Source organism: Streptomyces sp. NBC_01454, assembly GCF_036227565.1.
Classification (GTDB): Bacteria; Actinomycetota; Actinomycetes; order Streptomycetales; family Streptomycetaceae; genus Streptomyces.
The window spans coordinates 68489-89548 of the sequence record NZ_CP109462.1 but is presented as its reverse complement, the minus strand read 5'-3'; the positions used below and the strand labels follow the sequence as shown (position 1 = coordinate 89548).

At 69.9% G+C, this 21060-nt stretch carries 28 protein-coding genes and 1 tRNA gene; 9 read left to right on the top strand and 20 right to left on the bottom strand.

The features are described 5' to 3' along the window. Positions 1-2: 2 nt before the first annotated feature. From OIU81_RS40270 to OIU81_RS40250, 5 genes are all read left to right on the top strand, one after another. Complete coding sequence (locus OIU81_RS40270) at positions 3-1001, top strand: hypothetical protein (protein ID WP_329155813.1); 999 nt, start codon at positions 3-5, stop codon at positions 999-1001. Positions 1002-1042: 41 nt separating this feature from the next. Beyond that, positions 1043-1765: a hypothetical protein gene (locus OIU81_RS40265; protein ID WP_329155812.1), complete on the top strand. Its 723-nt coding sequence runs from the start codon at positions 1043-1045 to the stop codon at positions 1763-1765. A 358-nt stretch (positions 1766-2123) separates the two neighbouring features. Beyond that, positions 2124-2633, top strand: coding sequence for a hypothetical protein (locus tag OIU81_RS40260; protein WP_329155811.1), 510 nt, complete (start codon positions 2124-2126; stop codon positions 2631-2633). Positions 2634-2721: 88 nt separating this feature from the next. Continuing rightward, positions 2722-3183 (top strand): hypothetical protein, encoded by a 462-nt coding sequence (locus tag OIU81_RS40255; RefSeq protein WP_329155810.1) that lies wholly within the window; start codon positions 2722-2724, stop codon positions 3181-3183. A gap of 178 nt (positions 3184-3361) precedes the next feature. Then, the gene (locus tag OIU81_RS40250) at positions 3362-3718 is read left to right on the top strand and encodes a hypothetical protein (protein ID WP_329155809.1); all 357 of its coding nucleotides are present in this window, start codon (positions 3362-3364) and stop codon (positions 3716-3718) included. Positions 3719-3843: 125 nt separating this feature from the next. Here the strand turns inward: OIU81_RS40250 and OIU81_RS40245 are convergent, their stop codons facing one another. From OIU81_RS40245 to OIU81_RS40220, 6 genes are all read right to left on the bottom strand, one after another. Further along, complete coding sequence (locus tag OIU81_RS40245; RefSeq protein ID WP_329155807.1) at positions 3844-4248, bottom strand: DUF3085 domain-containing protein; 405 nt, start codon at positions 4246-4248, stop codon at positions 3844-3846. A 94-nt stretch (positions 4249-4342) separates the two neighbouring features. Further along, positions 4343-4582 (bottom strand): hypothetical protein, encoded by a 240-nt coding sequence (locus OIU81_RS40240; protein ID WP_329155805.1) that lies wholly within the window; start codon positions 4580-4582, stop codon positions 4343-4345. A 67-nt stretch (positions 4583-4649) separates the two neighbouring features. Continuing rightward, entirely contained in the window at positions 4650-5210 is a 561-nt protein-coding gene (locus tag OIU81_RS40235; RefSeq protein WP_329155803.1) for a hypothetical protein, read from the bottom strand. Between the two features lie 111 nt (positions 5211-5321). Then, on the bottom strand, positions 5322-6128 hold the full coding sequence (locus OIU81_RS40230) for a hypothetical protein (protein ID WP_329155801.1): 807 nt from the start codon (positions 6126-6128) through the stop codon (positions 5322-5324). Between the two features lie 377 nt (positions 6129-6505). Continuing rightward, the gene (locus tag OIU81_RS40225) at positions 6506-6976 is read right to left on the bottom strand and encodes a hypothetical protein (protein WP_329155799.1); all 471 of its coding nucleotides are present in this window, start codon (positions 6974-6976) and stop codon (positions 6506-6508) included. A gap of 39 nt (positions 6977-7015) precedes the next feature. Then, entirely contained in the window at positions 7016-8227 is a 1212-nt protein-coding gene (locus OIU81_RS40220; RefSeq protein ID WP_329155797.1) for a hypothetical protein, read from the bottom strand. Between the two features lie 165 nt (positions 8228-8392). On the opposite strand from OIU81_RS40220, the gene OIU81_RS40215 reads away from it, so the two are divergent. The 4 genes from OIU81_RS40215 to OIU81_RS40200 all read left to right on the top strand — a co-directional run bounded on the left by OIU81_RS40215 (position 8393) and on the right by OIU81_RS40200 (position 11347). Then, a tRNA-Met gene (locus OIU81_RS40215) sits at positions 8393-8466 on the top strand. Between the two features lie 140 nt (positions 8467-8606). Beyond that, positions 8607-9590: an endonuclease/exonuclease/phosphatase family protein gene (locus OIU81_RS40210; RefSeq protein ID WP_329155795.1), complete on the top strand. Its 984-nt coding sequence runs from the start codon at positions 8607-8609 to the stop codon at positions 9588-9590. 156 nt (positions 9591-9746) lie between these two features. Beyond that, positions 9747-10886 (top strand): AfsR/SARP family transcriptional regulator, encoded by a 1140-nt coding sequence (locus OIU81_RS40205; RefSeq protein ID WP_329155794.1) that lies wholly within the window; start codon positions 9747-9749, stop codon positions 10884-10886. A gap of 179 nt (positions 10887-11065) precedes the next feature. Next, entirely contained in the window at positions 11066-11347 is a 282-nt protein-coding gene (locus OIU81_RS40200; protein WP_329155793.1) for an HU family DNA-binding protein, read from the top strand. A 68-nt stretch (positions 11348-11415) separates the two neighbouring features. Here the strand turns inward: OIU81_RS40200 and dndC are convergent, their stop codons facing one another. The 14 genes from dndC to OIU81_RS40130 form a co-directional block, all read right to left on the bottom strand. Next, the gene (gene dndC / locus OIU81_RS40195; protein WP_329155791.1) at positions 11416-12969 is read right to left on the bottom strand and encodes a DNA phosphorothioation system sulfurtransferase DndC; all 1554 of its coding nucleotides are present in this window, start codon (positions 12967-12969) and stop codon (positions 11416-11418) included. Positions 12970-13143: 174 nt separating this feature from the next. Next, positions 13144-14004 (bottom strand): hypothetical protein, encoded by an 861-nt coding sequence (locus OIU81_RS40190; protein WP_329155789.1) that lies wholly within the window; start codon positions 14002-14004, stop codon positions 13144-13146. A gap of 40 nt (positions 14005-14044) precedes the next feature. After that, a complete protein-coding gene (locus OIU81_RS40185) occupies positions 14045-14479 on the bottom strand; it encodes a hypothetical protein (protein WP_329155788.1) in 435 nt (144 codons plus the stop codon). Positions 14480-14528: 49 nt separating this feature from the next. Next, positions 14529-15203 carry a GNAT family N-acetyltransferase gene (locus tag OIU81_RS40180; RefSeq protein ID WP_329155785.1) on the bottom strand — a complete coding sequence of 225 codons (675 nt, stop codon included), beginning with the start codon at positions 15201-15203 and terminating at the stop codon, positions 14529-14531. 105 nt (positions 15204-15308) lie between these two features. Further along, positions 15309-15950, bottom strand: a complete 642-nt coding sequence (locus OIU81_RS40175) for an RNA ligase family protein (protein WP_329155783.1) — start codon at positions 15948-15950, stop codon at positions 15309-15311. Continuing rightward, positions 15943-16338 (bottom strand): hypothetical protein, encoded by a 396-nt coding sequence (locus tag OIU81_RS40170; protein ID WP_329155781.1) that lies wholly within the window; start codon positions 16336-16338, stop codon positions 15943-15945. The genes OIU81_RS40175 and OIU81_RS40170 overlap by 8 nt, the downstream gene beginning before the upstream one ends. Further along, positions 16335-16721, bottom strand: a complete 387-nt coding sequence (locus OIU81_RS40165) for a hypothetical protein (protein ID WP_329155779.1) — start codon at positions 16719-16721, stop codon at positions 16335-16337. Before OIU81_RS40165 ends, OIU81_RS40170 begins: the two co-directional genes overlap by 4 nt. A gap of 161 nt (positions 16722-16882) precedes the next feature. After that, positions 16883-17386 carry a hypothetical protein gene (locus tag OIU81_RS40160; protein WP_329155777.1) on the bottom strand — a complete coding sequence of 168 codons (504 nt, stop codon included), beginning with the start codon at positions 17384-17386 and terminating at the stop codon, positions 16883-16885. Positions 17387-17464: 78 nt separating this feature from the next. Next, entirely contained in the window at positions 17465-17884 is a 420-nt protein-coding gene (locus tag OIU81_RS40155; RefSeq protein WP_329155776.1) for a hypothetical protein, read from the bottom strand. Continuing rightward, positions 17874-18134: a hypothetical protein gene (locus tag OIU81_RS40150; protein WP_329155775.1), complete on the bottom strand. Its 261-nt coding sequence runs from the start codon at positions 18132-18134 to the stop codon at positions 17874-17876. Before OIU81_RS40150 ends, OIU81_RS40155 begins: the two co-directional genes overlap by 11 nt. A gap of 45 nt (positions 18135-18179) precedes the next feature. Further along, on the bottom strand, positions 18180-19004 hold the full coding sequence (locus OIU81_RS40145) for a hypothetical protein (protein ID WP_329155773.1): 825 nt from the start codon (positions 19002-19004) through the stop codon (positions 18180-18182). Between the two features lie 123 nt (positions 19005-19127). Then, positions 19128-19304, bottom strand: coding sequence for a hypothetical protein (locus OIU81_RS40140; RefSeq protein ID WP_329155770.1), 177 nt, complete (start codon positions 19302-19304; stop codon positions 19128-19130). Positions 19305-19434: 130 nt separating this feature from the next. Continuing rightward, positions 19435-19977: a hypothetical protein gene (locus OIU81_RS40135; RefSeq protein ID WP_329155768.1), complete on the bottom strand. Its 543-nt coding sequence runs from the start codon at positions 19975-19977 to the stop codon at positions 19435-19437. A gap of 195 nt (positions 19978-20172) precedes the next feature. Beyond that, positions 20173-20883, bottom strand: coding sequence for a hypothetical protein (locus tag OIU81_RS40130; protein ID WP_329155766.1), 711 nt, complete (start codon positions 20881-20883; stop codon positions 20173-20175). Positions 20884-21060: the final 177 nt, after the last annotated feature.

Here is a 21060-nt window from a genome sequence, read left to right as displayed (position 1 = left end):
ACATGATCAGCACATCCCTGCCGCACCGCCGGCCTCTGCACGCGCTGTCCCTTCTGGCCGTCGTCACGGCCGCGCTGCTGAGCGGCTGCGCCCGCGGCGGCACGCCCGCACACGACAGCCCGACCAGCGCACCACCCACCAGCGCGCCACCTCGCGGCGTGGTGACCCGCGCCGAGGCCGACAAGATCCTCGACCACTACCAGGAGGTCAACAACAAGGCGAACAAGTCCCGGGACGCGGCCCTCCTGGCCACCGTCGAGGCCGGCCAGCTGTATGCGCGCAGCAAGGCCGACTACGAGCAGTTCGGCACTCTCAGCGCCAAGGACAAGAAGCAGGCCGGCGAGCCCTTCACCTTCACCCAGCGCACCTTCTACATCCCGGCCGCGGGCAACTGGTTCGCGGCCGAGGCATCGACCACCGGCAAGAACCACACCGTCATGGTCTTCGAGAAGTCCGCCGACACCGCCGACACCTGGAAGAAGGTCATCTCCCTCTTCCCTCAGCAGGCCCTCCCGGCCCCGGCGGCCAAGAACGGCCTGGCCGAGCCCGCTGACGCGAACACCACGGTCGGCCTGCTGGCACCCGCCAACGTCACCGACGCCGTCGAAGACCTCTTCACCACCGGAGGCACAAAGGACGGCAGCAAGCTGTCCCGCAACGACAACGAGAAGAGCATCCTGACGACCTACAAGGAACGCGGCGACAGCCTCGGGTCCCAGGCCACGGTGAACTTCTTCCCGGCCACACCCCTCCACGAGAAGGTCTACACGCTGCGCACCGGCGCCGGCGTCCTGGTGATCGCACCGCTGGCCCACAAGGAAGAGAGCCTCGTCAAGAACTCGGGCCTCCAGATCACCCCCGGCAAGACCGAGTCCGTCTACAACCGGACGCCGCGCGCCGTCGTCGCCGACAGCTTCCAGGGTGAGGCCGTCGTCCACCTCCCCCTCCAGGGCAAGCCGGAGATCCTCGACTACCGCTACGCGATGGTCGATTCCCGCTGACTTCGAGCCCGCCCACCCCACCACGACCGAGGGAGACCGCGGTGCCCCTGGATCAGTCACTCACCGCCGACATCCACGAGACGATCATCATCCTCCCGAACGGCAGTATCCATGCCCAGGGCATCCTGCGGGAAGGGCCCGAACCGCCCGAGGTCCTCATCGAGCGCGTGTGCGCCCCTCTGCGTGCTGCGGCCGGTCAGCAGCGCCGGCCGATCCGGCTCAGCATCGGACACGCCGACGGCCGCGTCGAGCAGCACCAGATCCTCGCCGACGGAGCCATCCACCCCGGCCGGATGCCAGCGGTCGCCGAATCGGCCCCCGACCCGATATGGGGTCAGGGCATTCCGGACGGCACCCGGCTCCTGGCCAGCGTGCGAGCAGCCCAACGCGCTGGACAGTGGCGCGCCGCTCAGCTGGCCGCTCACCGCGCCACCCAGCACCTCGCCGCTCAGCACGGCCGCGACCACCCCTACGCGGCGATGGGGGTCGAACTGCAGGCGCACTTCGCCCTGATGGCCCAGGACCACGCCGCCGGGGCTGCTCTGTACACCGAGGCCGCCGTCGCGATTCACCGGCTGGGCGGCCCCCAAGCGCAGATTCGTCACGACCTCGCCAACGCCGTCGCCGCCTGGATCCACTCCGACCGCGACACTCGCCCCGGCGGACCTGGTTTCGCCGTCGCCCACGCCCTGATCCGGATCACCCCCAACGACCAGGCCGCCCTCGCCGCTCTGCTGCGACGACTCACCCAGGACCGCGCATGACGACCATCTCGCAGCCCCGGCGTCCTGCCGTACCGCCGCGCTACCGGAACAGCACCGGCGGCACCCGCGTCCGTCCTGCACGGCCGCACCGTCCGGCTCCCCTCACACCACCGGATGCGCTGAAGCCGCGCTTCTCTCACGCCGTTTCGCCGCAGCCCCGCATCTTGGCGCCCTCTCCGAGACCGAGCTCCACCCCCTTCACCGAGCCGGCGAACGAGCCAGTCGCCGCGAGGGCCCCGGCCCGGCCCGTGAAGGAAAACGGCAGCTGGCTCCGCAGTCCCTTCCGTTCCCCGGTGCGCACCAGTGCCCTCTCCGCCACACCCCTCTCTGCCCCGACCAGCCTCTGGGAGGCCTCCCGATGACCACTCCAGCCGCACCGCAGCCCAGCTCGTTCGGCCCGCCGAACCCGTCGTACGGTGCCCCGGCCGGAATGCAGGCACCCGCCCACCCCGGGGCCACCGCATGGCAGCCCGGTGCCCCGATCTGCCGCAACTGCGGCGCACAGCCGGCCGTCGCCGTGACCGTCCGCGCCCATCAGGGGCTGCTGATCGTGATGCGCTTCCACAAGCTCGACGGCCCGTTCTGCAAGGCCTGCGGCACCGCCGTCGTCCGCCAGCTGACGACCAACACACTGGGGCTGGGCTGGTGGTCCCCGCTCTCCCTGGTGATCTTCACTCCGTTCACGCTGATCTGGAACCTCGTCGTCAGCCACAAACTCGCCGCTCTGCCGCAACCGGGGCCGGCCCTGCCGGGCGCCTCCCGCCTCCAGGAAGGAAAGCCGGTCCTCCGGCGCCCGATGGCGTACCTCGCGATCGCACCGCTGATATGGGCGGGGTGGGTCATCTACAACATCATCACCCACGCGTGAACAGCGGCAGCCACCGCCACAGGCACGGCGGCCGACGTCGGCACGCTCCCTCCCTCGCACACGTTCCGGCAAGGGAGGGAGAACGCCGATGACCCGGCTTGCCTGGGCGACGGTCACGGCGGAGGCCGCCGTACTGCTGAGCATCGCGGTCTGGAGCATGGTGGGATGGAAGGCGCCGCTGCGCGCGCGGCACGACAGGGTCAAGGAACTTCTCGGGGCGCTTGCCACCGACACGTCCTGGCGGGCGGGGTGGCCCGAACTCGAGGACATCGAACAGTTCGGGACACGACGGCTCCTGACCGCGTACGGGCGGGCCGAAGACGCCGAGCGGCACATAGGACGCGTACGTGGCTTCACCTCCTACCATGCGGCCATCACCGAACTCGAGGCCGCGCTGCAGGCGGCAGCTCACGATGCCCGGGTCTTGGGCAACCCCGGGCCGCGGGCTCTCCTCGACCACCTGGAAACCCGCAGCACTGCCGGCCGCCGCCACCTGCCCGGCCTGCCAGCGCCTCATGAAATTCCGGCCTGGCGACACACGATGCGCTGACCCACGCCAGGTAGCCATCGGTTCCCGCAAACTGACGAAGCTCGATGACTGTGACTCACCGGTGGTTGAGGTCGTAGGGGGCGCTCCCTGACCAGTGTGACACCCGTCACCTTTTCAAGATTTATTGTCGTTTCCGGTCCGTACCACGCCTGAAGAGTGAAGAGGTTTACTCGATTTGGTGTTGGAGGACTTGATGATCCCGCCGAAGACGTCTCTGCCGACCATCACGCCGCCGGCGAGGTACGGGCAGTTCGTGGAGCTGATTACGGCTGCCACAGAGTTGGGTGAGGAGGCAGCGGAGAGGCTCGCGGACGGCCTGCTGGACCGGTTGGGGCTGTACGGCCCAACCCCTGAACCTGCGGCTGATGCGTGTTCGGCGATGTTCTTCGACGCCGCCCCCGAGAGCTACGGCTGGGTCCAGTGCAGCGAGGAGCCGGGACACGTCCGGCGTCGCGAGGCACTGCACAGGGACCGGTGGAGCGGTCGCTGCTGGAGCGACGACCACCTACAGGCTGTGCTGGAGCAAGCTGAGTAGCCGGGCAACGGCTGGCGCTTGGTAGCCGGTCGCCGTCGGATGGGATTCGTCCCGCCCGACGGCGGGCGTCGATCTTCGTGGACGGCATGTCGCTGCAGGCAGCAGGCGTCCCGTCGGAGCTCCGGTCAGCGGCCGGTGCTCATGGCCACGGTGTCGCCGTCCATCTCCAGGAAGAGCGCGGTGTGCCCGTCGCGGCGTGCGCGGATGAGCTGAGAGTGCAGGCACTGGCGGGTGTGCGGATCGTGCAGCGCGAAGACGGCGACGACACGGTCGTCGCCGCCGAGGATGCCGCGCGCGTCGGTGCCTGGACCGTAGCCCTTGGCGAACGCGTTGTCCGGGCCCTTGCCCTTCGCGTACGGGGCGTTGGACATGAGGTAGGTGCCGTTGTCCTTGACCCACCACAGGGACGCGTAGACGGTCTGGCCGGACTCGGCCTGGTCGGATGTGGGGATGTGGCTCCCGTTCGGGGCGAACATTGCGTGGTCGGCGACGGCCAGGGCCTCATCCAGGGCGAACTTCAAGGTGGTCACGGGGGGAAGACCTCTCGGGGGAAAGCGGACGGTTCCGGCTGCTTGCCGGGATCGCCGGGGTGGGTGGCCTGCCGAGCGGCACCAGGGGCGGCGGTCACGGTGTGGGATCGAAGCCCTCGGCTTCGTCGACCAGGTACTCGCCGGGAGCCAGTTCCTCGTACGCCCGCTGCACAGCGTCGCGGTGGCGGTCGACCAGGTATTCGCACGACCACCAGTCGCCGGCGCGCCCGCTGAGCAGGGCGTCGATCGCTTCCTGGTCTCCGTCGCTGACAGTGTGGGACTCCTCGATCTCGAGGGTTTCGGCGTCCCAGCGGCCGATCAGGAGTACGGACACGGGATGTTCCTTCCTTCGATGGGACCGGGCGGCCGCGTGGCGGCCCGGCCCGGGGCATGCGGCGTGGTCAGAGGCCGACGGAGCGGAGGTACGCGTCGATCCGGGCCGTCTGCTGGGCATCGAGTTCGGCGTCGCTGTCGGCCGGGACGTCCGAGAGCCAGCCGCTGACGGCATCGGCGTCGACGCCGTAGCACTCCTCCACGACGGCGTCGAACGAGGCGTCGGGGGCATCCAGAAGTGTCAGGACGGCGTTCACCGCCAGGTTGTCGATGTCGTCCGCCTGCCGCTCGCGGATCATCCGGGCGGCGGCGTCGACCCCCGCGTTCACGGCGGCCGAGACCTGTTCGCGGCTGTAGCGCATGCCCGCGTACAGATCCGAGGTGTCCTCGACGTCCTCGCCCCTGTCGGCGGCGGCCTGCGCGGCCGCGAGCTCGATGTGCCGGGCGTACACATCCGCCCACGGCGCTCCGGCGCCGTCGAGATAGGTCAGGGCGGCGGCCGTGGCCCAGGTGAAGCGCTCAGCGCTGACGGGGCGGCCCGACTCGTCGGCGGCCATCTCCATCCCGGCTTCGAGTGCGGCGACGACGTCGGGGTGGGTGAACGTGTTCGTTATGACTGCGGTGCTCACTGCGGTGTTCCTTGATTGGGGCGTGGCGCTGTTGCTTTGCGCCAGAGAGGGCCGGGCTGGCACGCCCGGCCCCGTAAAGCGGTCAGTTCTGCTGCGCGCCGGGGCTGTGGCTCAGGCCAGCGTGGGCAGCGCGGAAAGCATGAGGTCGATACCGGCGCCGCAGACTCCGGCCGTGACCGGTGTCGTCGGCCCGGTGGGGCTGTTGATGTCGCGGGGCATCACCCAGCCCTGGAGCGGGCCGCCGTCTGCGTCCGCGAACCGGACGAGGCCGTCTTCGTCGGCTTCGACGGCATGGGGGAAGGCCGCGACGACACGGCGGGCCACACCGCCGCAGCCGCGCAGCGGGCTGGTACGGACACGGCCTGGACCCGGATGCGGAGGAAGGAACGGGGCGAGGAAGCGTTCCAGTGCCCCCAGACCTCCCCTGAAGCTCACCGAGCCGGTGGCCGACGTGCCGCGCAGCGTGAAGCTCACGAATGCGTCGCCGCACTGCCAGGACAGGCCGGTGGTGTCGTCAGCCCGCTCGAACCGCTCCGCAGATGTACCGAGTTCGCGGAGCAGATCGTCGATTTCGGCGAGGCGCTGGAGACGGTGCTGCCGTTGCCGAGGCGGCGACAGCCGGATGATGTCGCGGTCGATGCGCGGCAGCAGCGAACGCAGCGCTGCTCCGGCGACCGCCGTGGGGGCGCTGCCCTCGACGGTGAGCGAGGTATCGGCGGCGGGCGCCGGAGCGGTCAGCGTGGTGTGACCGCTGTCGGTCAGGAGAAGGAGGAAGCGGCGCTGGCCGTCGGTCAGGTGGGTAGCCGGGTGGTCCGGATGCCCCTCGCGGTGAGCCACGCTGACGGTCCATTGGGTGTGGAGGCGCTTGGGGAGCAGTGCGGCGACGTCGACGGCGAGCGTCGTGGTCGGAGTGTGCATGGGACTTCCTTGATGCGGGTGGGCCCGGGAACGCGGTGCGGTGGGACCGGTGGGCGATCGCGTGATCAGGAGGCGGGCGGGCCAAGTGGAAATTCCAGTCGGACACGTTGCCGCCCTGGCCTGCCCACCCGACCGAGCCGAACGTCTCAAGCTCGTTGAGGGCCGCGTAGTCGGTTGAGAGGCTGCGGGCTCGCCCTCTGCGCGGACTCGGCAGCGCCCGCCGCCAATAAGCTAATTCTACTGCGATAAATCCAATTAAGCAATACTCAAGGTCGGGAAGTGTGGCGGCGCAGCCGGCCGGGGCCCCGCCCGTGCAGTGTGGAAGAGAGGGGGTCGGGTGCCGCGCGCCAGGCGCGGCACCCACGTACGGACGGAGACTACGCCCGGCCCGGCCCGTGACTGGAGAGGCTGGCACCGCTCGAAGCGGACCGGAGATGAGCGTCGACCGCATGGCTGATGCTCGCGATCAGGCCGGCCCGCATCTCGTGGGACATGCCGGGTCCGAAGGCGAGGTGGATGCGGCCGATGGGCTGCTCGCCGCTGCTGACGGTGAAGGCGGTCTCCGACGGCTTCAGTCCGTCCACCCCCATTTCGACTGCCCAGGTGGACAGGTTGACCGCCCCGCTGATCAGGTCGTGAACCGCGTCGGTGGCCGTGCTGTACGCCTTTCCGTCATCGGCGTCGTACGGAAGCAGCTGTTCCCACGTGTGGGTCGGGTTCGTGGACGGTACGGCCTCGGTGCCCATGGATTCGCCGACGCCCATGTGGTCGGGGTCCCGGGTGAGTTCGAAGTGCTGGCGCGCGGCCTCGGCGCGGAGGTCGGCGCGGGTGTACGTGGGTTCAGCCATGGTGGCGCTCCTGGGGGATGGATTGGAGGGGTGAATTGGTCAGGCTGACAGGGCCGCGTAAGCCGCCTCGGCCTCTTGGGCGGCGCTGACGCGCGCCTGGGCTGCGGATTCCTGTCGGCGAAGTTCGAGGACCGCCAGGACGGGGGCCTGGCGCAGCTGGTCCACACGGCTCTTTCCGGCGGCCAGCCGCAGCGCGTCCACGTTGCTGTGGTCGCGGTAGGCGATGGCGAGCGCCCGGATCGCGGTGCTGATCCATGCGGCGGTGTTCGCGGGCACGGACTGGTCGGGAGCGTCCGCCCGCTGGATGCCGGGGATCACCGCCGGGAGGGCCGGGGTGAGCGACTGGCTGTCGGTGCAGTTCCAGGAGCCGCGCAAACGGATCCCGTTGACCACGGGCTCGTTCTCCCGGCCCGCGCCCTCGGGTAGCGGGGTGGCCCCGAGCCGCACGCTCACGCCTCCGGGAAGGGCGTCGCGGCTGTACCGGTCGGGGCCGACCGTGAAGTCTCCGCGTGCTCGGCCACCGCTCGTCACGGTGTAAGTGATCGTTCCGTCATGCGCGTTGAGTCGGGGGAGGGCCGTCATGATGCCCGTCGTGCCGTTGGCGGGGTCGAGGTAGTCGATGTGGACCGTGCGCGGCAGTACGGGGAGTCGGGGCGCGTCGGCCTGGGCGACCGCCTCCAACTGCTGGAGGAGTGTCCAGTGCGGTGCGATCTGCGCGCGGATGTCGTCCAGTTCGCGCTCCATGGCCTCTCGGGCTGCCTGGGCCGGGATGTCGGGCTGCTGCTGGGCGTGCCGTGCGGCGGCCCTGATGAGCCCTTCCCGGTTCGGCCGGGTGGCCCAGTGGGTGACGACGGCGTGTACGACTTCGGCCAGGTACCGGTGCGTGCTGCGCGGGACGGTGCCCAGGGTTCCGTCCGACCGGACCCATTGGCCGCGCGCGGAGAGGTGGTGGCGCTCGGGCAGAGCGTCGACCGCGAGCGGGCCGCATTCCCCGCGCACCCGGGTCCGGCGGATCCTGGGCTCGTCCACCCGCTCGTGCTGCGGCTGTGCGGGGTGGTCGCCGTAGACGACCCGGACGTGACATGCGTCGGATCCGGGCATCGTCTCGGGGACGACGATGAAGCTGCCACGGACCTCGTCGCCGGTGAGCTGGTAGCGGGCCTGGCCGGTGAACCGGTCGAACGTCCCGACAGCGGGGACGGTGACGTCGCGGATGGGGAGCTGGAGCTCGGTGGGGGAGTGGAAGGACAAGGGAGTTCTCCTGGATCGGCTTTTGTCCCTCGGGGCGGGGCGGGACCGGTGTGGCGCCCTGTGCGTCACCCGTTCCGAGTGATTGCAATCTTACATCAGTAAAACCAATTAAGCAATATTGATGTTCGGGTGCTCCCCCGCGCCCCGTATAGTGAGCGCTACCGACGCGGGGTGGAGCAGCTCGGTAGCTCGCTGGGCTCATAACCCAGAGGTCGCAGGTTCAAATCCTGTCCCCGCTACTCGCAACTCAGGCCCCGGCGCATCAACGCCGGGGCCTGAGTCGTTTCTATCGACGGATAGTGCGTGCTCGGATGTCACACGGGCACCAGATTCCACACCTCTATGGGCACGCGAGCACCCGCCCGGGCCGCTCAGATCCATGGAGACAGCAGTGGCCGTCTGTTTCACCAGCTACAACCTGCTCGACTTCACGGGCCCCGACGATCGCACCGCTTCCCTGCGGCAGGCGCTCGCCGAGGCGCAGCCCGACGTGCTGGCGGTCCAGGAGATCGTGGACGACACCGCCGCCGGCGCGGGACGGCTCCTGCACCAACTCGCCGACTCCCTCGGCCTGCTGTGTACCGTTGACGCCCGAGGAACCACCGCCATCGCCTCAGGCCAGCACCGCTACCACGTCGGGCTCCTCTGGCGCCCGGGGATCACCTCGCTCCCCGGCACCTGGAGTGCCTCCCAGGCCGGCGACTTCCATCACGCACTGGCGCGCCTGCAACTGGACCTCGGAGCCCGCGAACCGGTCACGTTCGCCAGCTACCACGCAGACCCCTTCCGGCCCGCCCGGCGATTCGACGAGGCTCACCGTATTGTCGCCGCTCTGACGCGCCCGCCGGGGCCTGCTGTGATCGGAGGCGACTTCAATAGCGTTTCGGCCGACCGGACAGCACAGGGCGACTACTACGACCCCTACGCTGACCAGGAGTGGTACGCCGATCTCCTCTACCAGGTCGAGTGGAACGCCCATCCCGACGCACCACACCGCGCCGACCGGAGCCCCGCAGAGGTCCTGCGCCGCGGCGGACTCCTGGACGCGGCGGCCACCCTCGACTGCCCGTGGCAGCCCACGACCGGTCACTGGCCCGTCGGAGACCCCTTCGGGCCGCGGCGCATCGACATGATCCGTACGACCCGGCACCTGCTGCCCGCTCTCGCCGGCTACCGAGTCCTGCGCACCCACGCGGCGTTGAACGGCTCCGACCATCTGCCGGTCAGCATCGACCTGGAACCCGCGATGATCTCCAGCCGTTCTGTCGACAGGACCCCGCGCTCCCGGCGCCCCGCCCCCGTCCGGAACTACGGCGAGACGTCAACGCCGCAGGCCCCCACGCGCGCATCACGGGCCCGCTGATCCATACGGGCCGTACCGGCGACACCCGTCTGCCGTGAAGCCCTGCCCCCGCCCCCAGACCACCGGACCACCGCAGACGCCGGACATGAACGACCCCCAGACCGGACGATGCGCAGATGGTGAGCTCGCCCACGCCGAACCCGACCAGGAGTCGCCATGAACAGGGCCCCCACCCTTCCCTATACCGAGCCCCTCATTGCCCGCCGTCCCCTCGGAGGAAGTACAGCGCGGCATACCCAGCACGCCGTACAGCGCCTCCTGGAGCAAGCCGAGTACCTCGACCTCAACAGCCCGATAGCTACGCTCACACGCTGGCGCGCCGCTGCCCTGGTCGTCATCCGGTCAATCTGCGGGCCCCATGACATCGCGTGGCAGATACTGCGTCCCGAGGCAACCTGGTTCCCCGCCACCATGGTCGAAGCAAGCAAGCAAGAGCTGGCGTTCGCCGAGGGATGGGCCATCACGCTCGGCGTGCTGGAGGGCCTGCTCCCCACATTGATGGAGGCGGAACCCGGCCCGGAAACACCGGAGGCGGAGTCGGCCGGCCAGCAGGACGAACTCGATGACTGGCCGGCGATTCCCTTTCCCCGGCCGTCGAGCGGTCTCAATCTCGTGCTGCTGGGGGCCCCGAAGGTCCGTGGTGCGCAAGGGCCGGTCGAGTCCAAGCGCCGCTCGCGGCTCACGGAGTACGCCATCTGGTTGTACCTGAACCCCGGGAGCGACCGTCACGCCCTGGACGCGGCCCTGTGGCCTGGGCAGCGGGTTCGCGCTGACAGCCGCAACACTGCCATGAGCCGCCTGCGGGCCTGGCTCGGCTCCGATCACTTTCCGACGTGGAGTCAGGAGACCGGGTACGCACTGACCTCCTTGGTCACCAGTGACTGGGGGCAGTTCAAGGAGCTCGCCGCCCGCGGCGAGAACGACGGCTCCCAGGCCGGTACACGCAATCTGCGCGCAGCCCTGGAACTCGTCAACGGGCCGCCGTTCGCCGACGTCATCGGCCTGGATTGGTATGCGTGGGCTGAGCCGTACGCCAGCGAGATGTCCGAGTCCATCGTGGGCGTCGCCCGCCGGTTGACGCACCGCTACCTGGAAGGAGGCGACCTGCCGGGTGCCCGGTGGTCGGTCCGGCGTGGTTACCAGGCTCTGCCCGGCGGTCTGCAGCAGTTTCAGGTCGCGGCTGAAGCCGTCAGGGAGCCGTACTCCGAACCCGACGGCCTTCGTCACCTGGCCGACCAGCTGACTCACATGCCCGTGCCTCTCACACGGAGGCACGTTCAGTCACAACTTGGCTGAGCACGGTCGACAAGCACCGCCGCCAGCCGCAGCGGTGGGCCCGACCCGTGCAGGTCGCAACACGCGGCGGCCGGTCGGACGACGGACAGGGCTTGTCAGTGGTGAATGACAGGATTGGATCCGACCAGTCTGCCCGCCGTACGGTGAGCAGACGATTCGAGATACGGAGAGTTACCCCTATGAACCGCAGTGAGCTGGTGGCCGCCCTGGCCGACCGAGCCGAGGTGACCCGCAAGGACGCCGACGCCGTTCTGGCCGCTCTCGCCGAGACCGTCGGCGACATCGTCGCCAAGGGCGACGAGAAGGTCACCATCCCCGGCTTCCTGACCTTCGAGCGCACCCACCGTGCCGCTCGCACCGCGCGCAACCCGCAGACCGGCGACCCGATCGACATCCCCGCCGGCTACAGCGTGAAGGTCTCCGCGGGCAGCAAGCTCAAGGAAGCCGCCAAGGGCGCGTAAGAGCGTTCGGTCCAGGGCCGGCTGCCGCGAGTCCTGCGGGCGGCCGGCCCGGCCGTTGTCCGAGAACGTCACGGCTCATCGCCGCGGCGTTCAACGGGGACCAGCCCGACCGCACGCAGGTCTGCGGCGAGCTTCTCCGCCTCCCGGCGGGCATCCGCGTCCGCCCCGGAGGCGAGTTCCGGCTGTTCGGGCGGGCTGGTGTCGGGCTGAGGCAGGCCCCGTGCCTCGGCGATCCTCTCCTCACGCGCGAGCGCGAAGCTGAGCGCGTCCTCCTCATCGTCGAACGCGTACTTGCGAACGACCTTCTCCAGCTCGCCGAAGAGCCCGGCGCGGCGGGTCATCGTCCGGAAACGCCGCTCCACGCCGAGCAGTTCGCGGGTCATGAGGAACTGCTGCTCGTCGTCACCGCAGACCTCGCGCAGGACACTGATCATCTCCGCCCCGTCGACGAAAGCGGCCTCCTGGGGCGGGTCGGGATACGGCTCGCCGGTGGCGGCCTCGTAGACGCCGGGCAGCGAGTCCTCGATCTCGTGCTTCACATAGACCCACTCGTGCCGGATGGCGCGCAGCTCCTCCATGGTGATCAAGGTCAGCTCGCGAACGTACTGCGGTCCGTTGGCCCTGATCCAGGTCTGGGCCTCCAGGAGCCGGCGCAGCCACTCCTCCCGGGCCTGCTGCAGGTAGGCGCCGTGTACGAGGCGCCCCTTGAACAGGTGCAGCCTGCCGCTCATCCGCCGGAAGTCCCGCAGATCCCGGTCGTCGTCGACGTCCAGGGCGTTGCGCAGCTCCAGGAGGGGCAGCATCCACTCCTTCTCCACGTCGTTGCTGATCATGGCCTGCATGGACTTGTCCTGAGAGACCAAGGTGCAGGTCCAGCAGCCGAACCTGCTGTCGCCGCACGACGGTGTCGTCGAGTCGACGACCAGCGGGCACTCGGCGTCCGGCGAGGCTCCCTGGTACATCGTGAGCAAGTCCTTGTTGGTGTGCCCCCAGGGGTTCTCATACTGCATGAGCAGCGACCACACCTCGTCGTTGCTCAGATCCTCAATGGGCGAGTACACCAGCGAGTTGGGCAGAGAGGCGTTGGGGCTGAGACGGTCCCGCACCCGCCGCCGCTCGTGGCGCGCCATGGCCCGCGCCCTCGTCCCCGACTCGGCCTTGCGGGTGCCCAGGACCAGGATGGTCTCGCCGTGCTCGGCCACCACCGCCCGGATGAACGCGTTCGACGGCCTGATCTTCAAGCGCTCCGTGCACCACCGGAACTTCGGCCGCGGGGCCGCGTAGCCGCGGCCGATGAGGCACACCCAGAAGGAGTCCTCCACCGCGGGTGTGAGCCGGTGAGCCTCAATGGGCAGGCCCTGCTCCGCGGCCGCTCGGCGCATAGAGGCCAGCGACGCGTCAACCCAAGCCGCGACGACGGGATTCTCCACACCGGTATCCGTGCTGATGACGTGGACGACCTTGGTGCGTTCGGCAGCAGGCAGGCCGACGAGCGCCATCCACACGAGCATCACGCACAGCGTGGAATCCTTGCCGCCGCTGTAGCCGATGACCCACGGCACGGAGTCGGCGCGGTACAGCTCACGGATCTCGTCGAGGATGCCGCGGAGCCACCGCCCCATGCTCCCTCCCGCGAACGGGACGGTGCGCGTGGGGGAGAGGCCCAGGAGTACAGGAGGACGCATACGGAAGCCTTCGTGTAGAGCCGGTCGAACCGGCTGCGGTTGCCCGTCCCGCCGGAAGCGAGGCCGGTTCGGGCAGGGACGCGGACGGCGCGCCCCTGCCCCGGGAGGCGATCAGCCGTCGTCGTGGATGCTGCGCACGATGACGGCGACGGCGGCACCGAGGGTCTCCAGACTGTCGGCGGTGGACACGCCGGTCAGGAAGGTGCGGCTCTCATCGCGGAGGTTCGCCGAGACGTACAGGTGGCCGTCCTGGGCGGCGAGGGTGTACCCGCCGCCGGGGTCGTCCCGGTGCTCGATGCATGCGCCGTCGTGCCACTGCCAGGGCGTCGCGGACCAGCCGGCGCCGAGCAGCCGGGCGGCGGCGCCCCCGATGTCGCTGACGCTGAACCGCTCGGGGTCCGGCACGAGGCCCGCTGCGGTGCGCAGCAAGGCGAGCACCGTGGCGGCACCGCGCGCACGCGTGATCTCGATGGACGGCGAGGAGATGCGGCCGTCGTCGCCCGCCCACAGCACCGCGTGGCCGCCGTCCCAGCGGACGTCGGCTACTCCGGGGCGGGAACCGTAGGTGACCGAGGCGCCCCCGCCGGCCGCTTCGGCAGCGAGGGGTGCGAATTCCCGGATGGCCGCGCGGGTCCGCACTGTGCGGGCTTCCAGCTCCGTCACCAGCTTCTCCCATGCCGGAAGGATCTCCGTGCGGATGGCGTCGGCGACCGCTGCCGGGTCGCCTATGGTTCCCGACACCTGACCGTCGTAGTCCGTACGCCTGCGCCACACCAGGTCGCCCCGGGAACGGATCTGCACGCGGACCTTGGTGCGCGACCGTATCGGCGAGGTGGTGGAGACGCCGAGTTCGATGCCGGGGCCGTCGAGGACGGCGAACGTCGAGGAGTCGCAACCTGACGCGCTCCAGCCGGACCCCAGCAACTGGGCGAGCTGGGCGGCGTACTGGAGTGCGTAGCGAGCAACGGGCATGGAGGGCTCCTGAAGAAGAGGTGAGGGGGTGGTGGCGGGGCTAGTTCTGGAACGGGTGCCAGGAGGCCGCAGCGCGGTGCGGGAAGACGGCGGCCACCGTCGCGGGCCAGTCCGTGTCGCTGTGCTCACGGGGTGATGCTGGACGGGCCGTCCAGTCCTGCGCACCGGTGTCGTCGGCGAGAAACGCCTCGCGGAGGCACTCGCCGCACAAGTCGGCGACAGGGGAGGGGTACTGCCGGTCGTCCTCGGCGGGGCGGTCGGGGTGCAGCAGCGCGTGACGGGACGCCGCCTCGAACAGCAGCCGGGGCCAGTCGACGGCCCCGGCCGCTCGCTCGACGATTGCCGCCGCTGCGTCGAGCATGTCGTGGTAGGCGCTGGTGGGCATGGACTCGTACTGACGGGTCCGGCCGTTCCGGCGCTGGTTGCCGAGGACGTCCTGGGTCAGGACGCGCACGACCGCTTCGCGGTTGGGCATGGGTCACTTTCTGGTACGGGCGCAGAGTGGGCTGACGGGGCGGGCCGGGTCAGTAGCAGAGCCCGGCGCCGTCGAACCAGGCGTGGTCCGGCACCTGCGTGCCAGGGAGGACACCCGAGATGACGGGGCAGGGCGCGAAGAGGACGTCGGCCAGGCGGACTTCGTCGGCGAGCGGCTTCAGCGCCGTGAGCATGTTCAGGAAGTCCTGGCCGATCAGCGGGTGCGGGCTGGGGAGATTCATCAGGAGGCCGGGGTGCGAGGCGTAGCCGAGCCGCTGGTAGAAGGGTTCCAGCGACGGGCTGTGAATGAGCATCGACAGTCCCCAGCCGGCTTCCCGGTAGCGCTGTTCGGCGCGGCGGATCAGGGCCGTGCCCAGGCCTCGTCTGCGGTACTTCGGGTCGACGGCCACCCCCTGGATCATGGTCATGCGGTGCACGAGGGCCAGGGTCAGCGGGGATCCGCGGAGTCCCGGGTGCTCCACGAGCCAGTCCGGAGGCCCGGCCAGCAGCGCGCCGACGGGCTTGCCGCGCCGGTCCTCGGCCATGAGGCAGAGGTTGAGGTTGTGGGAGAGCGGCGGTTCGGGCGCCAGGCCGAGCATGAGCCGGGCCGAGTGGAAAGGCGCGGGGTGATCGGGGTCCGCATGCTGGATCAGGTTCATGAAGGCGTCGAGGTCGCGGTGTCCGGCGTCGCGGACGCGGAACGGGCGGGGGCGTCGAGAAGACATACGGGTGTTCCTGAGATGAGGCGGAAGAGCGGGCGCCGTGCGCCCCGAGGCGGTAACGCGGCGAGCGCCGCAACCGATATCCTGATCCTACATGAATAAATCCAATTAAGCAATATCCTTCGGAGGTGTGTCCGCCGGCCACCGTGAGCCGGTCCGGACATGCCCGGCACGCACCCACTTGGCGACGCGAGCGGTGAACTCTGTCCGTGCGAAGCCCTGACCGTCACGGATGACGAACCCTTCGTCCCGGTCGGTGTCCGTTCGGCGATCGAAGGCCTCGCGCAGGAGCCGGGGGTCCTTGGGGCGCGGGCCCCGCGCGAGTACGGGGACGGTCGACAGGCCGAGCATGCCGGCCCACGCGACCGTCTCGTCCCACGGCAGGCAGGCATCGCCCTCCCACACCGAGAACACCATGAACGGGGGAAGCCGCCGCTCGTAGTCGAGGGAGTGCGGGACCGTCAGATCCTCCCCGCACACGCGGAAGCCTCGCGGGATCGACGGACAGACCGCCGCGGCGAAGGCGCGCATCCGGCTCTGCCACGGCCTGCTGCGCCCCGTGGGGGAGCGGCCGTACATCCCGCCCGCGTGAAGGGTGGTGTTCGCCCCGTCCATCTTCATCGTGGTGACGAGCTCGCGGCCGGGCTCCGGGGTGAACCGGGCCCAGTCGCACCAGATGTCGTCGCTCGTGGCACCCGGCGACCCCGGCAGATGAGGCGTCCGCGGGTAGCGCGGGAGCGCGTCAGCCACCGGACGGGCCGCCCTGTTCGCGGGCCAGCGAGTACAGCAGCGCCCGGTGGAAATCGGTGAGATCGCCGGTGCGCCACAGCCCGCCGATGTGACCGGCACCCAGGATGACGACCGGCCCGCGGAGGGACCGGGGCGGTGCCTGCCCCGTCGCCCGGCGGACGAAGGCGGTCGCCAGTTCGTTCACCGGCAACGTCGGGTCGGCCCCGTCGGCACTCGTCCGGGAGATCACGCACAACGCGCCGCCGGCTGCCGCGAACCGACTGAAGTGCGGGTCGCCCCCCAGTTCGTCGTGCAGCACCGCCTTCCTCAGCGCCCAGGGGCGGGGTACGTGCGTGTTCGAGGTCGTGAGGTCGGTGTCGATGCGCACTCCTGCGCGGGTGGTGCTCACTGCTGGTTCTCCTCGTGTGAAGGGTCGGGGTAAGGGGTGTCGTTTTCGGGCGTCGCGGTCCAGGGGTTCTTGACCACGCGACCGCGCGGCGTGAGCGTCCACAGTTCGTCGGGCACTTCGCCCCGCTGCGGGACGGCCTGAGCGGCGGTGCGTTTCCAGACGAGCAGAAAGGCGCTGGGGTCGGCGTCGGGGAAATCCTCGGTCGGCTTGTCCGCCGGGGCCACGGTGTAGTTGACGCCGTCGTAGTAAGTCTGGCCGTAGCGGTGCGACACGCGCCGCTTCAGAGCCCATTCGGGAACGGCCTGGTTCGGTGCGAACTCCAGGGGAGCTTGGTCTGTCGACCGCTGTCGGCGTGAGGGAATGAAGGCGAAGTACACAGTCATCGGCTGGGAATCCTCATACGCGGCGTGAGCACCGCTGACGGGAGTGCGCTGACGCGCGAACGGGAGAGACGGAGACCGCCGACGCACCGTCAATGGATTACCAGAATACGCCATGCAATCCAATTACGCAATAAAGATTGTCGGTCGGTTCTGCCCCAGCCTCAGAACAGGCTCTCCTGCCCCGCCTCTTCAAGCTCCTCGCGTCTCTGGGACCGGGCGGCTGCCGCGCTGTCGTCCGTTGGCGCCTCCGTCGCGAGCGCCCTGCGCTGCCGCAGCTCGTCCGCGTTCGCCCGGCGGATCATGAACTGGTGCTCGGCGAGTCCTTCGAGATCCTCCACCGAGTAGCCGACAGAGGGCTGTTCCAGGTGAGAGCGCAGCCGGGCCAGCAACGCGGTCCGGTCCGGGCCACATGCGGTGAGGACCGCCACGACGGCCCCGGAAGGGTGGCGTGTGTCGTGCATCGCGTATCCGGCCGGCTGGCCCTCCGCGGGGAGGTCCTTCACCTTGTACTCCGGCAGGCGGTCGATTCCGAGCCCTGACAACGCCTGTTCGACAGTGTGGCTGCGCGTGGCGCGCACGACGACTCCGGCCGGCGTCAAGCGAGGCCTGCCCGGCGGCGAGACGGAGCGGTCACGGCCGGCCCCGTTGGTCTCGGGTTTGTGCATGAGGGCGTTCTCTCCTGGTGGTGTTGGCCGGGGCGGACTGCCCCGGCGCTGAACGGAGCGGGAGGCCCGACGGGTCGGTCACGGGCCGCTGCCGGACGCGGGCGGCGTACTCTCCTTGGACTTGAAGCCGGGGCAGCCCTCGTGCACCGCCGTACACGCGTGCACGCCCAGGATGGTGACACCGCCTTCGGCCGTGGCCAGGAGAGCCAGGGCCTTTGCCAGGGCTACCCGGGCCGACTTCTGGTGGGTGCCGCCGAACTGTAGATCGTCTCCGTGTGCCGCGATCGTGTCGAGAAGTTCTTCGCGCATGCCGTCGATCCGCTCGCTGGACAGATGGCTCTGCTCCTCAATGGCCAGGGGAACGAGGAAGCACAGGAAGTCGGCAAGGCCGGTGCGGAATCGCGGGCCGGGCAGAAGGGTGCGTACGGCTTCGTCCGTATCGGTCGAGTCGCGGACCCGGACCACCCGACCGAACACGCCGATTGAGTCACTCGGCATGGTCCGCCTCGCCTTCGCCTTCCTCGGTGACCTGGATGTCCAGGACTTCAAGAAGGTCGGCAAACCGGGAGTAGTCGACGGTGCCCGGGGTGCATGCGTTGTCGAGAATGGCCGGATCGAGGTCCCGGATGTGCCGCTCGATCGTGGTGCGGCTCGGTACGCGGCTGCCGGGCACCTGGAGGGTGAGCTGAACGTCGTGCAGGGTCGCGCGTACGGCTTTCAGTTGGACGGTGACGGTGCGGTGGGTCATGTGGTGCTTTCTTGAGGGAGGGGCGCCGGGGTCCGGCGCCCCTGGTCAGGCGGCGCGGGCCGGTTCGGGCTGCGGCGCGGGGGTGTAGCGGGAGTACGGGGCGAAATCGCTGGCGGTGATGCTGGTGAGGTAGATCGTGCTGCCGACGGCCTCCGCGGTGGCGATGTCCTTCCGCAGACAGAAGTGGACGGCCTTGAGGACCGAGGAGGCGGGCACGCGGGACTGGGCCGCCCAGTCCGAGTGCGGCCAGCGAGTCTCCAGCTCGTACTCGGCGGCCAAGCGGGGAACTGACTGGAGGCGCCCGCTGCCGGTGAGCTCGATCGGCTCCGGCCGGACGGCGAACGTGCGCCCGTCGGGCGTTTCGCCGCAGCTCTCCCAGCCGTTGCCGCTCAGCACCGTTCGGGCCGATGCCATCAGCTGTACCCACTGCTGGCGCCGTCCGTTGAAGGTGTGCCCGCCCATGGGCAGCCGTTCGACGCCGTCGACCACAGGGCGGACCTGGACGACACCGGGGTCGTCGGGGACGGCGTAGAGCCGTACGCCAGTTCCGGACTGACGGCCCCGCAGCACATGCATTCCGGCTTGCTGCAGCGAGTGGGCTCCGCGGTCGACCGTCTCGGCCATCTCGCGGGGGACGATCCGCCATCCCGGCTCCGATCCGCACTGCACGGTCAGGATGTGGCCGTGTGCCGTCCCGGAGCACCGGCCGTGCGCGGTGTTGTGCAGATGGAGACGGAGCACATCGAGGACACCGGCCGCCGCCATGGGGCGGCCGCCCCGGAAGGCACCGTCCTCACTGCTGAACGGCTGGGCCTCGTACGTCTCGTAAAGCGAGGCCGGCAGTCCTACGGCTTCACCTGCCGAGTCCATGGTCAGAGGGACGGGAGGGCGGAGAGAGCTGAGAGGTACGAAGAGCGCGGAGGGCGCGCGAACATCCATGGGAGTCTCCGGGAAAGCGATGGTGGAGCGGAGGAGGAGAGGGCCGACGCTGAGTCAGGCGTCATCGGCGCGGCGGAGGAACATGCGCTTCTCCGCGTACCGTTGCGCCCGGCGCCGCAGCACCTTGGCACGGCGGCCCCACTGTCCGGGATAGAGGTAACAGGTGCAGTGCTTCGTTGCCTGGACGCACACCTGACGGTGGCCGGGCCGCAGAGCGCCGAGCAGTCTCATCGGGTCTGTCTCACTGGAAAGAGGTTCGGCCGCCGTCAGAGACGGGCTGGCTCAATGAGCTGAATATGAGCGGCTGTTCGCCGCCGTACGACTCCACTCTACGGTAGTAAATCCAATTACGCAATACCGATCAGGGGTTTGGCTGCCGAGGCATGACCACCCTGGCCGGACGCGGCGGATCGACGGCCACGTCGGCGGGGAGATATGCGCGCAAGATCCGCCCCCGGCGGACGAACCATCGACCGCTCGCAGTCACCGACCATATGTGGTCCGCGTCGGCGACCGGCATATCGCGGCACGTCTGATGAAGCTGGGTCAGGCCCCACGGCCCAAGAGGGCCGGGAGCGCCGATCAGCGTTCCGTCGTCCTCACGCTCGCACCACAGATACGTCACGCCCGCGGCGAGCGCCCAGTCGCCGGCCCGCAGGACGGAGCCGGGCGGCGCGCTGTCGGACGGGACAGCTCGCGGCGCGAAAAGCGGCGCGCCCACCGCCCCGAGCGACAGCCGCGAGCGGTAGGCGGCCCGCACATCCTCGTCCGTACCGAAGGACCGTTGGTGGTCGTCGCACCAGGTGCCGGAATCGTGGCGGGTGTAGGTCGTAGAACGCAGAGTGAGCCGGTCACCGGTCTCAAGGGTGCGGGGCATCGGCGGCAGGATCAAGGAGCTGGACATGGTTCCTCAAGGGGGATGCGGCCGCGGAGGACGCGGCATACGCGGAAATCGGAGTGGTGTACGCGCCGAAGAGGTAGGGGCGGCCGGCGTGGAAACGGCCGCCCGCCAGCGAAGCGCGGTGCCGTACGGCGAGCAATCGGTGGCCGCCTGCTGCTCGCCCCGCGACCGGCCGGACGGGCCGCCCGGCGTTCCGACTCAGGCGGGTAGAGGCGTGCCGTACGGGCGCAGCAGCTGAGGGCCGAAGACCTCCTGGAGGTCCCACTGCTCCGGGTGTGCCGAGTCGGACAGGAGCATGCACAGGAGGTGTTCGGTGTCGTTTCGGTAGCACGGGTGTCCCTGCAGATACAGCGGCTCGGGGTAGTCGTCGAGCACCAGGCCCGCGGCGCGCATCGGCTGCATGAGGGCGTTCAAGTCGGCGCCGGTCCGCGGAAGTCCGGCATCCCGCCAGGCGTGAACGAGCTCACGGTGACGGTCGAGGCCGAGGCCGGGGAGGGAGTCGTCGCGGAAGCCGTGGAGCACCCTGCCGTCGGTGCCCCGGACGCTGTGCAGCTCCAGGTCCCGGCCGGTCTCCGCTTCATAGCTGTCGTTGATGTGGAACACCAGGTAGGCCGCGCCGGGAATCTGGGCACGCAGCGTGTCGGCGATCAGGAGCGCGAGGCCCTGTGCGTCCTGTTGCTGGTCTTCCTGGGCTCTGCGCCACGCGATGGGGTCCGCGTAGCGTGTCGGCGCTCCGGCCAGGGCGTCCCGCAGACGGCGCACGGCCCGGACGGCCCGCCCCTGGAGCATGCCGTAGGCGGCGGGAGCGGCGTCGCGGTGCGCGTCGAGATCGTCGTTCTCGTCGAGGAAGGCGAGGGCGGTACTGACGTCACGGACGAGATCGGTCGTCGGGGAGGGGGTGGTGGGCATGGTGGTGCTCCGTTCTTACGGGCGGACGATGGGGAAGGGGTGGCGCGGGTGCCAGAGGGTCACGAACGGGAGGCCGGCCGCTGTTCCAGGCGAGCGGCTTCGGCGCGCGCGTCCTCAGCGGTGTATCCGGAGTCGCAGTCGGGGCGGCAGTACGCTCCGGCCGGCGCTCCGCATCCT

Coding starts and splice junctions, on each gene's coding strand:
- OIU81_RS40210 (WP_329155795.1), top strand. CDS start 8,607: ATGGAGACAGCAGTGGCCGTCTGTTTCACCAGCTACAACCTGCTCGAC.
- OIU81_RS40205 (WP_329155794.1), top strand. CDS start 9,747: ATGAACAGGGCCCCCACCCTTCCCTATACCGAGCCCCTCATTGCCCGC.
- OIU81_RS40165 (WP_329155779.1), bottom strand. CDS start 16,721: ATGACTGTGTACTTCGCCTTCATTCCCTCACGCCGACAGCGGTCGACA.
- OIU81_RS40160 (WP_329155777.1), bottom strand. CDS start 17,386: ATGCACAAACCCGAGACCAACGGGGCCGGCCGTGACCGCTCCGTCTCG.
- OIU81_RS40270 (WP_329155813.1), top strand. CDS start 3: ATGATCAGCACATCCCTGCCGCACCGCCGGCCTCTGCACGCGCTGTCC.
- OIU81_RS40140 (WP_329155770.1), bottom strand. CDS start 19,304: ATGAGACTGCTCGGCGCTCTGCGGCCCGGCCACCGTCAGGTGTGCGTC.
- OIU81_RS40135 (WP_329155768.1), bottom strand. CDS start 19,977: ATGTCCAGCTCCTTGATCCTGCCGCCGATGCCCCGCACCCTTGAGACC.
- OIU81_RS40190 (WP_329155789.1), bottom strand. CDS start 14,004: ATGCCCGTTGCTCGCTACGCACTCCAGTACGCCGCCCAGCTCGCCCAG.
- OIU81_RS40260 (WP_329155811.1), top strand. CDS start 2,124: ATGACCACTCCAGCCGCACCGCAGCCCAGCTCGTTCGGCCCGCCGAAC.
- OIU81_RS40145 (WP_329155773.1), bottom strand. CDS start 19,004: ATGGACTCGGCAGGTGAAGCCGTAGGACTGCCGGCCTCGCTTTACGAG.
- dndC (WP_329155791.1), bottom strand. CDS start 12,969: ATGGGGCGGTGGCTCCGCGGCATCCTCGACGAGATCCGTGAGCTGTAC.
- OIU81_RS40155 (WP_329155776.1), bottom strand. CDS start 17,884: ATGCCGAGTGACTCAATCGGCGTGTTCGGTCGGGTGGTCCGGGTCCGC.
- OIU81_RS40230 (WP_329155801.1), bottom strand. CDS start 6,128: ATGCACACTCCGACCACGACGCTCGCCGTCGACGTCGCCGCACTGCTC.
- OIU81_RS40130 (WP_329155766.1), bottom strand. CDS start 20,883: ATGCCCACCACCCCCTCCCCGACGACCGATCTCGTCCGTGACGTCAGT.
- OIU81_RS40255 (WP_329155810.1), top strand. CDS start 2,722: ATGACCCGGCTTGCCTGGGCGACGGTCACGGCGGAGGCCGCCGTACTG.
- OIU81_RS40200 (WP_329155793.1), top strand. CDS start 11,066: ATGAACCGCAGTGAGCTGGTGGCCGCCCTGGCCGACCGAGCCGAGGTG.
- OIU81_RS40150 (WP_329155775.1), bottom strand. CDS start 18,134: ATGACCCACCGCACCGTCACCGTCCAACTGAAAGCCGTACGCGCGACC.
- OIU81_RS40180 (WP_329155785.1), bottom strand. CDS start 15,203: ATGTCTTCTCGACGCCCCCGCCCGTTCCGCGTCCGCGACGCCGGACAC.
- OIU81_RS40185 (WP_329155788.1), bottom strand. CDS start 14,479: ATGCCCAACCGCGAAGCGGTCGTGCGCGTCCTGACCCAGGACGTCCTC.
- OIU81_RS40225 (WP_329155799.1), bottom strand. CDS start 6,976: ATGGCTGAACCCACGTACACCCGCGCCGACCTCCGCGCCGAGGCCGCG.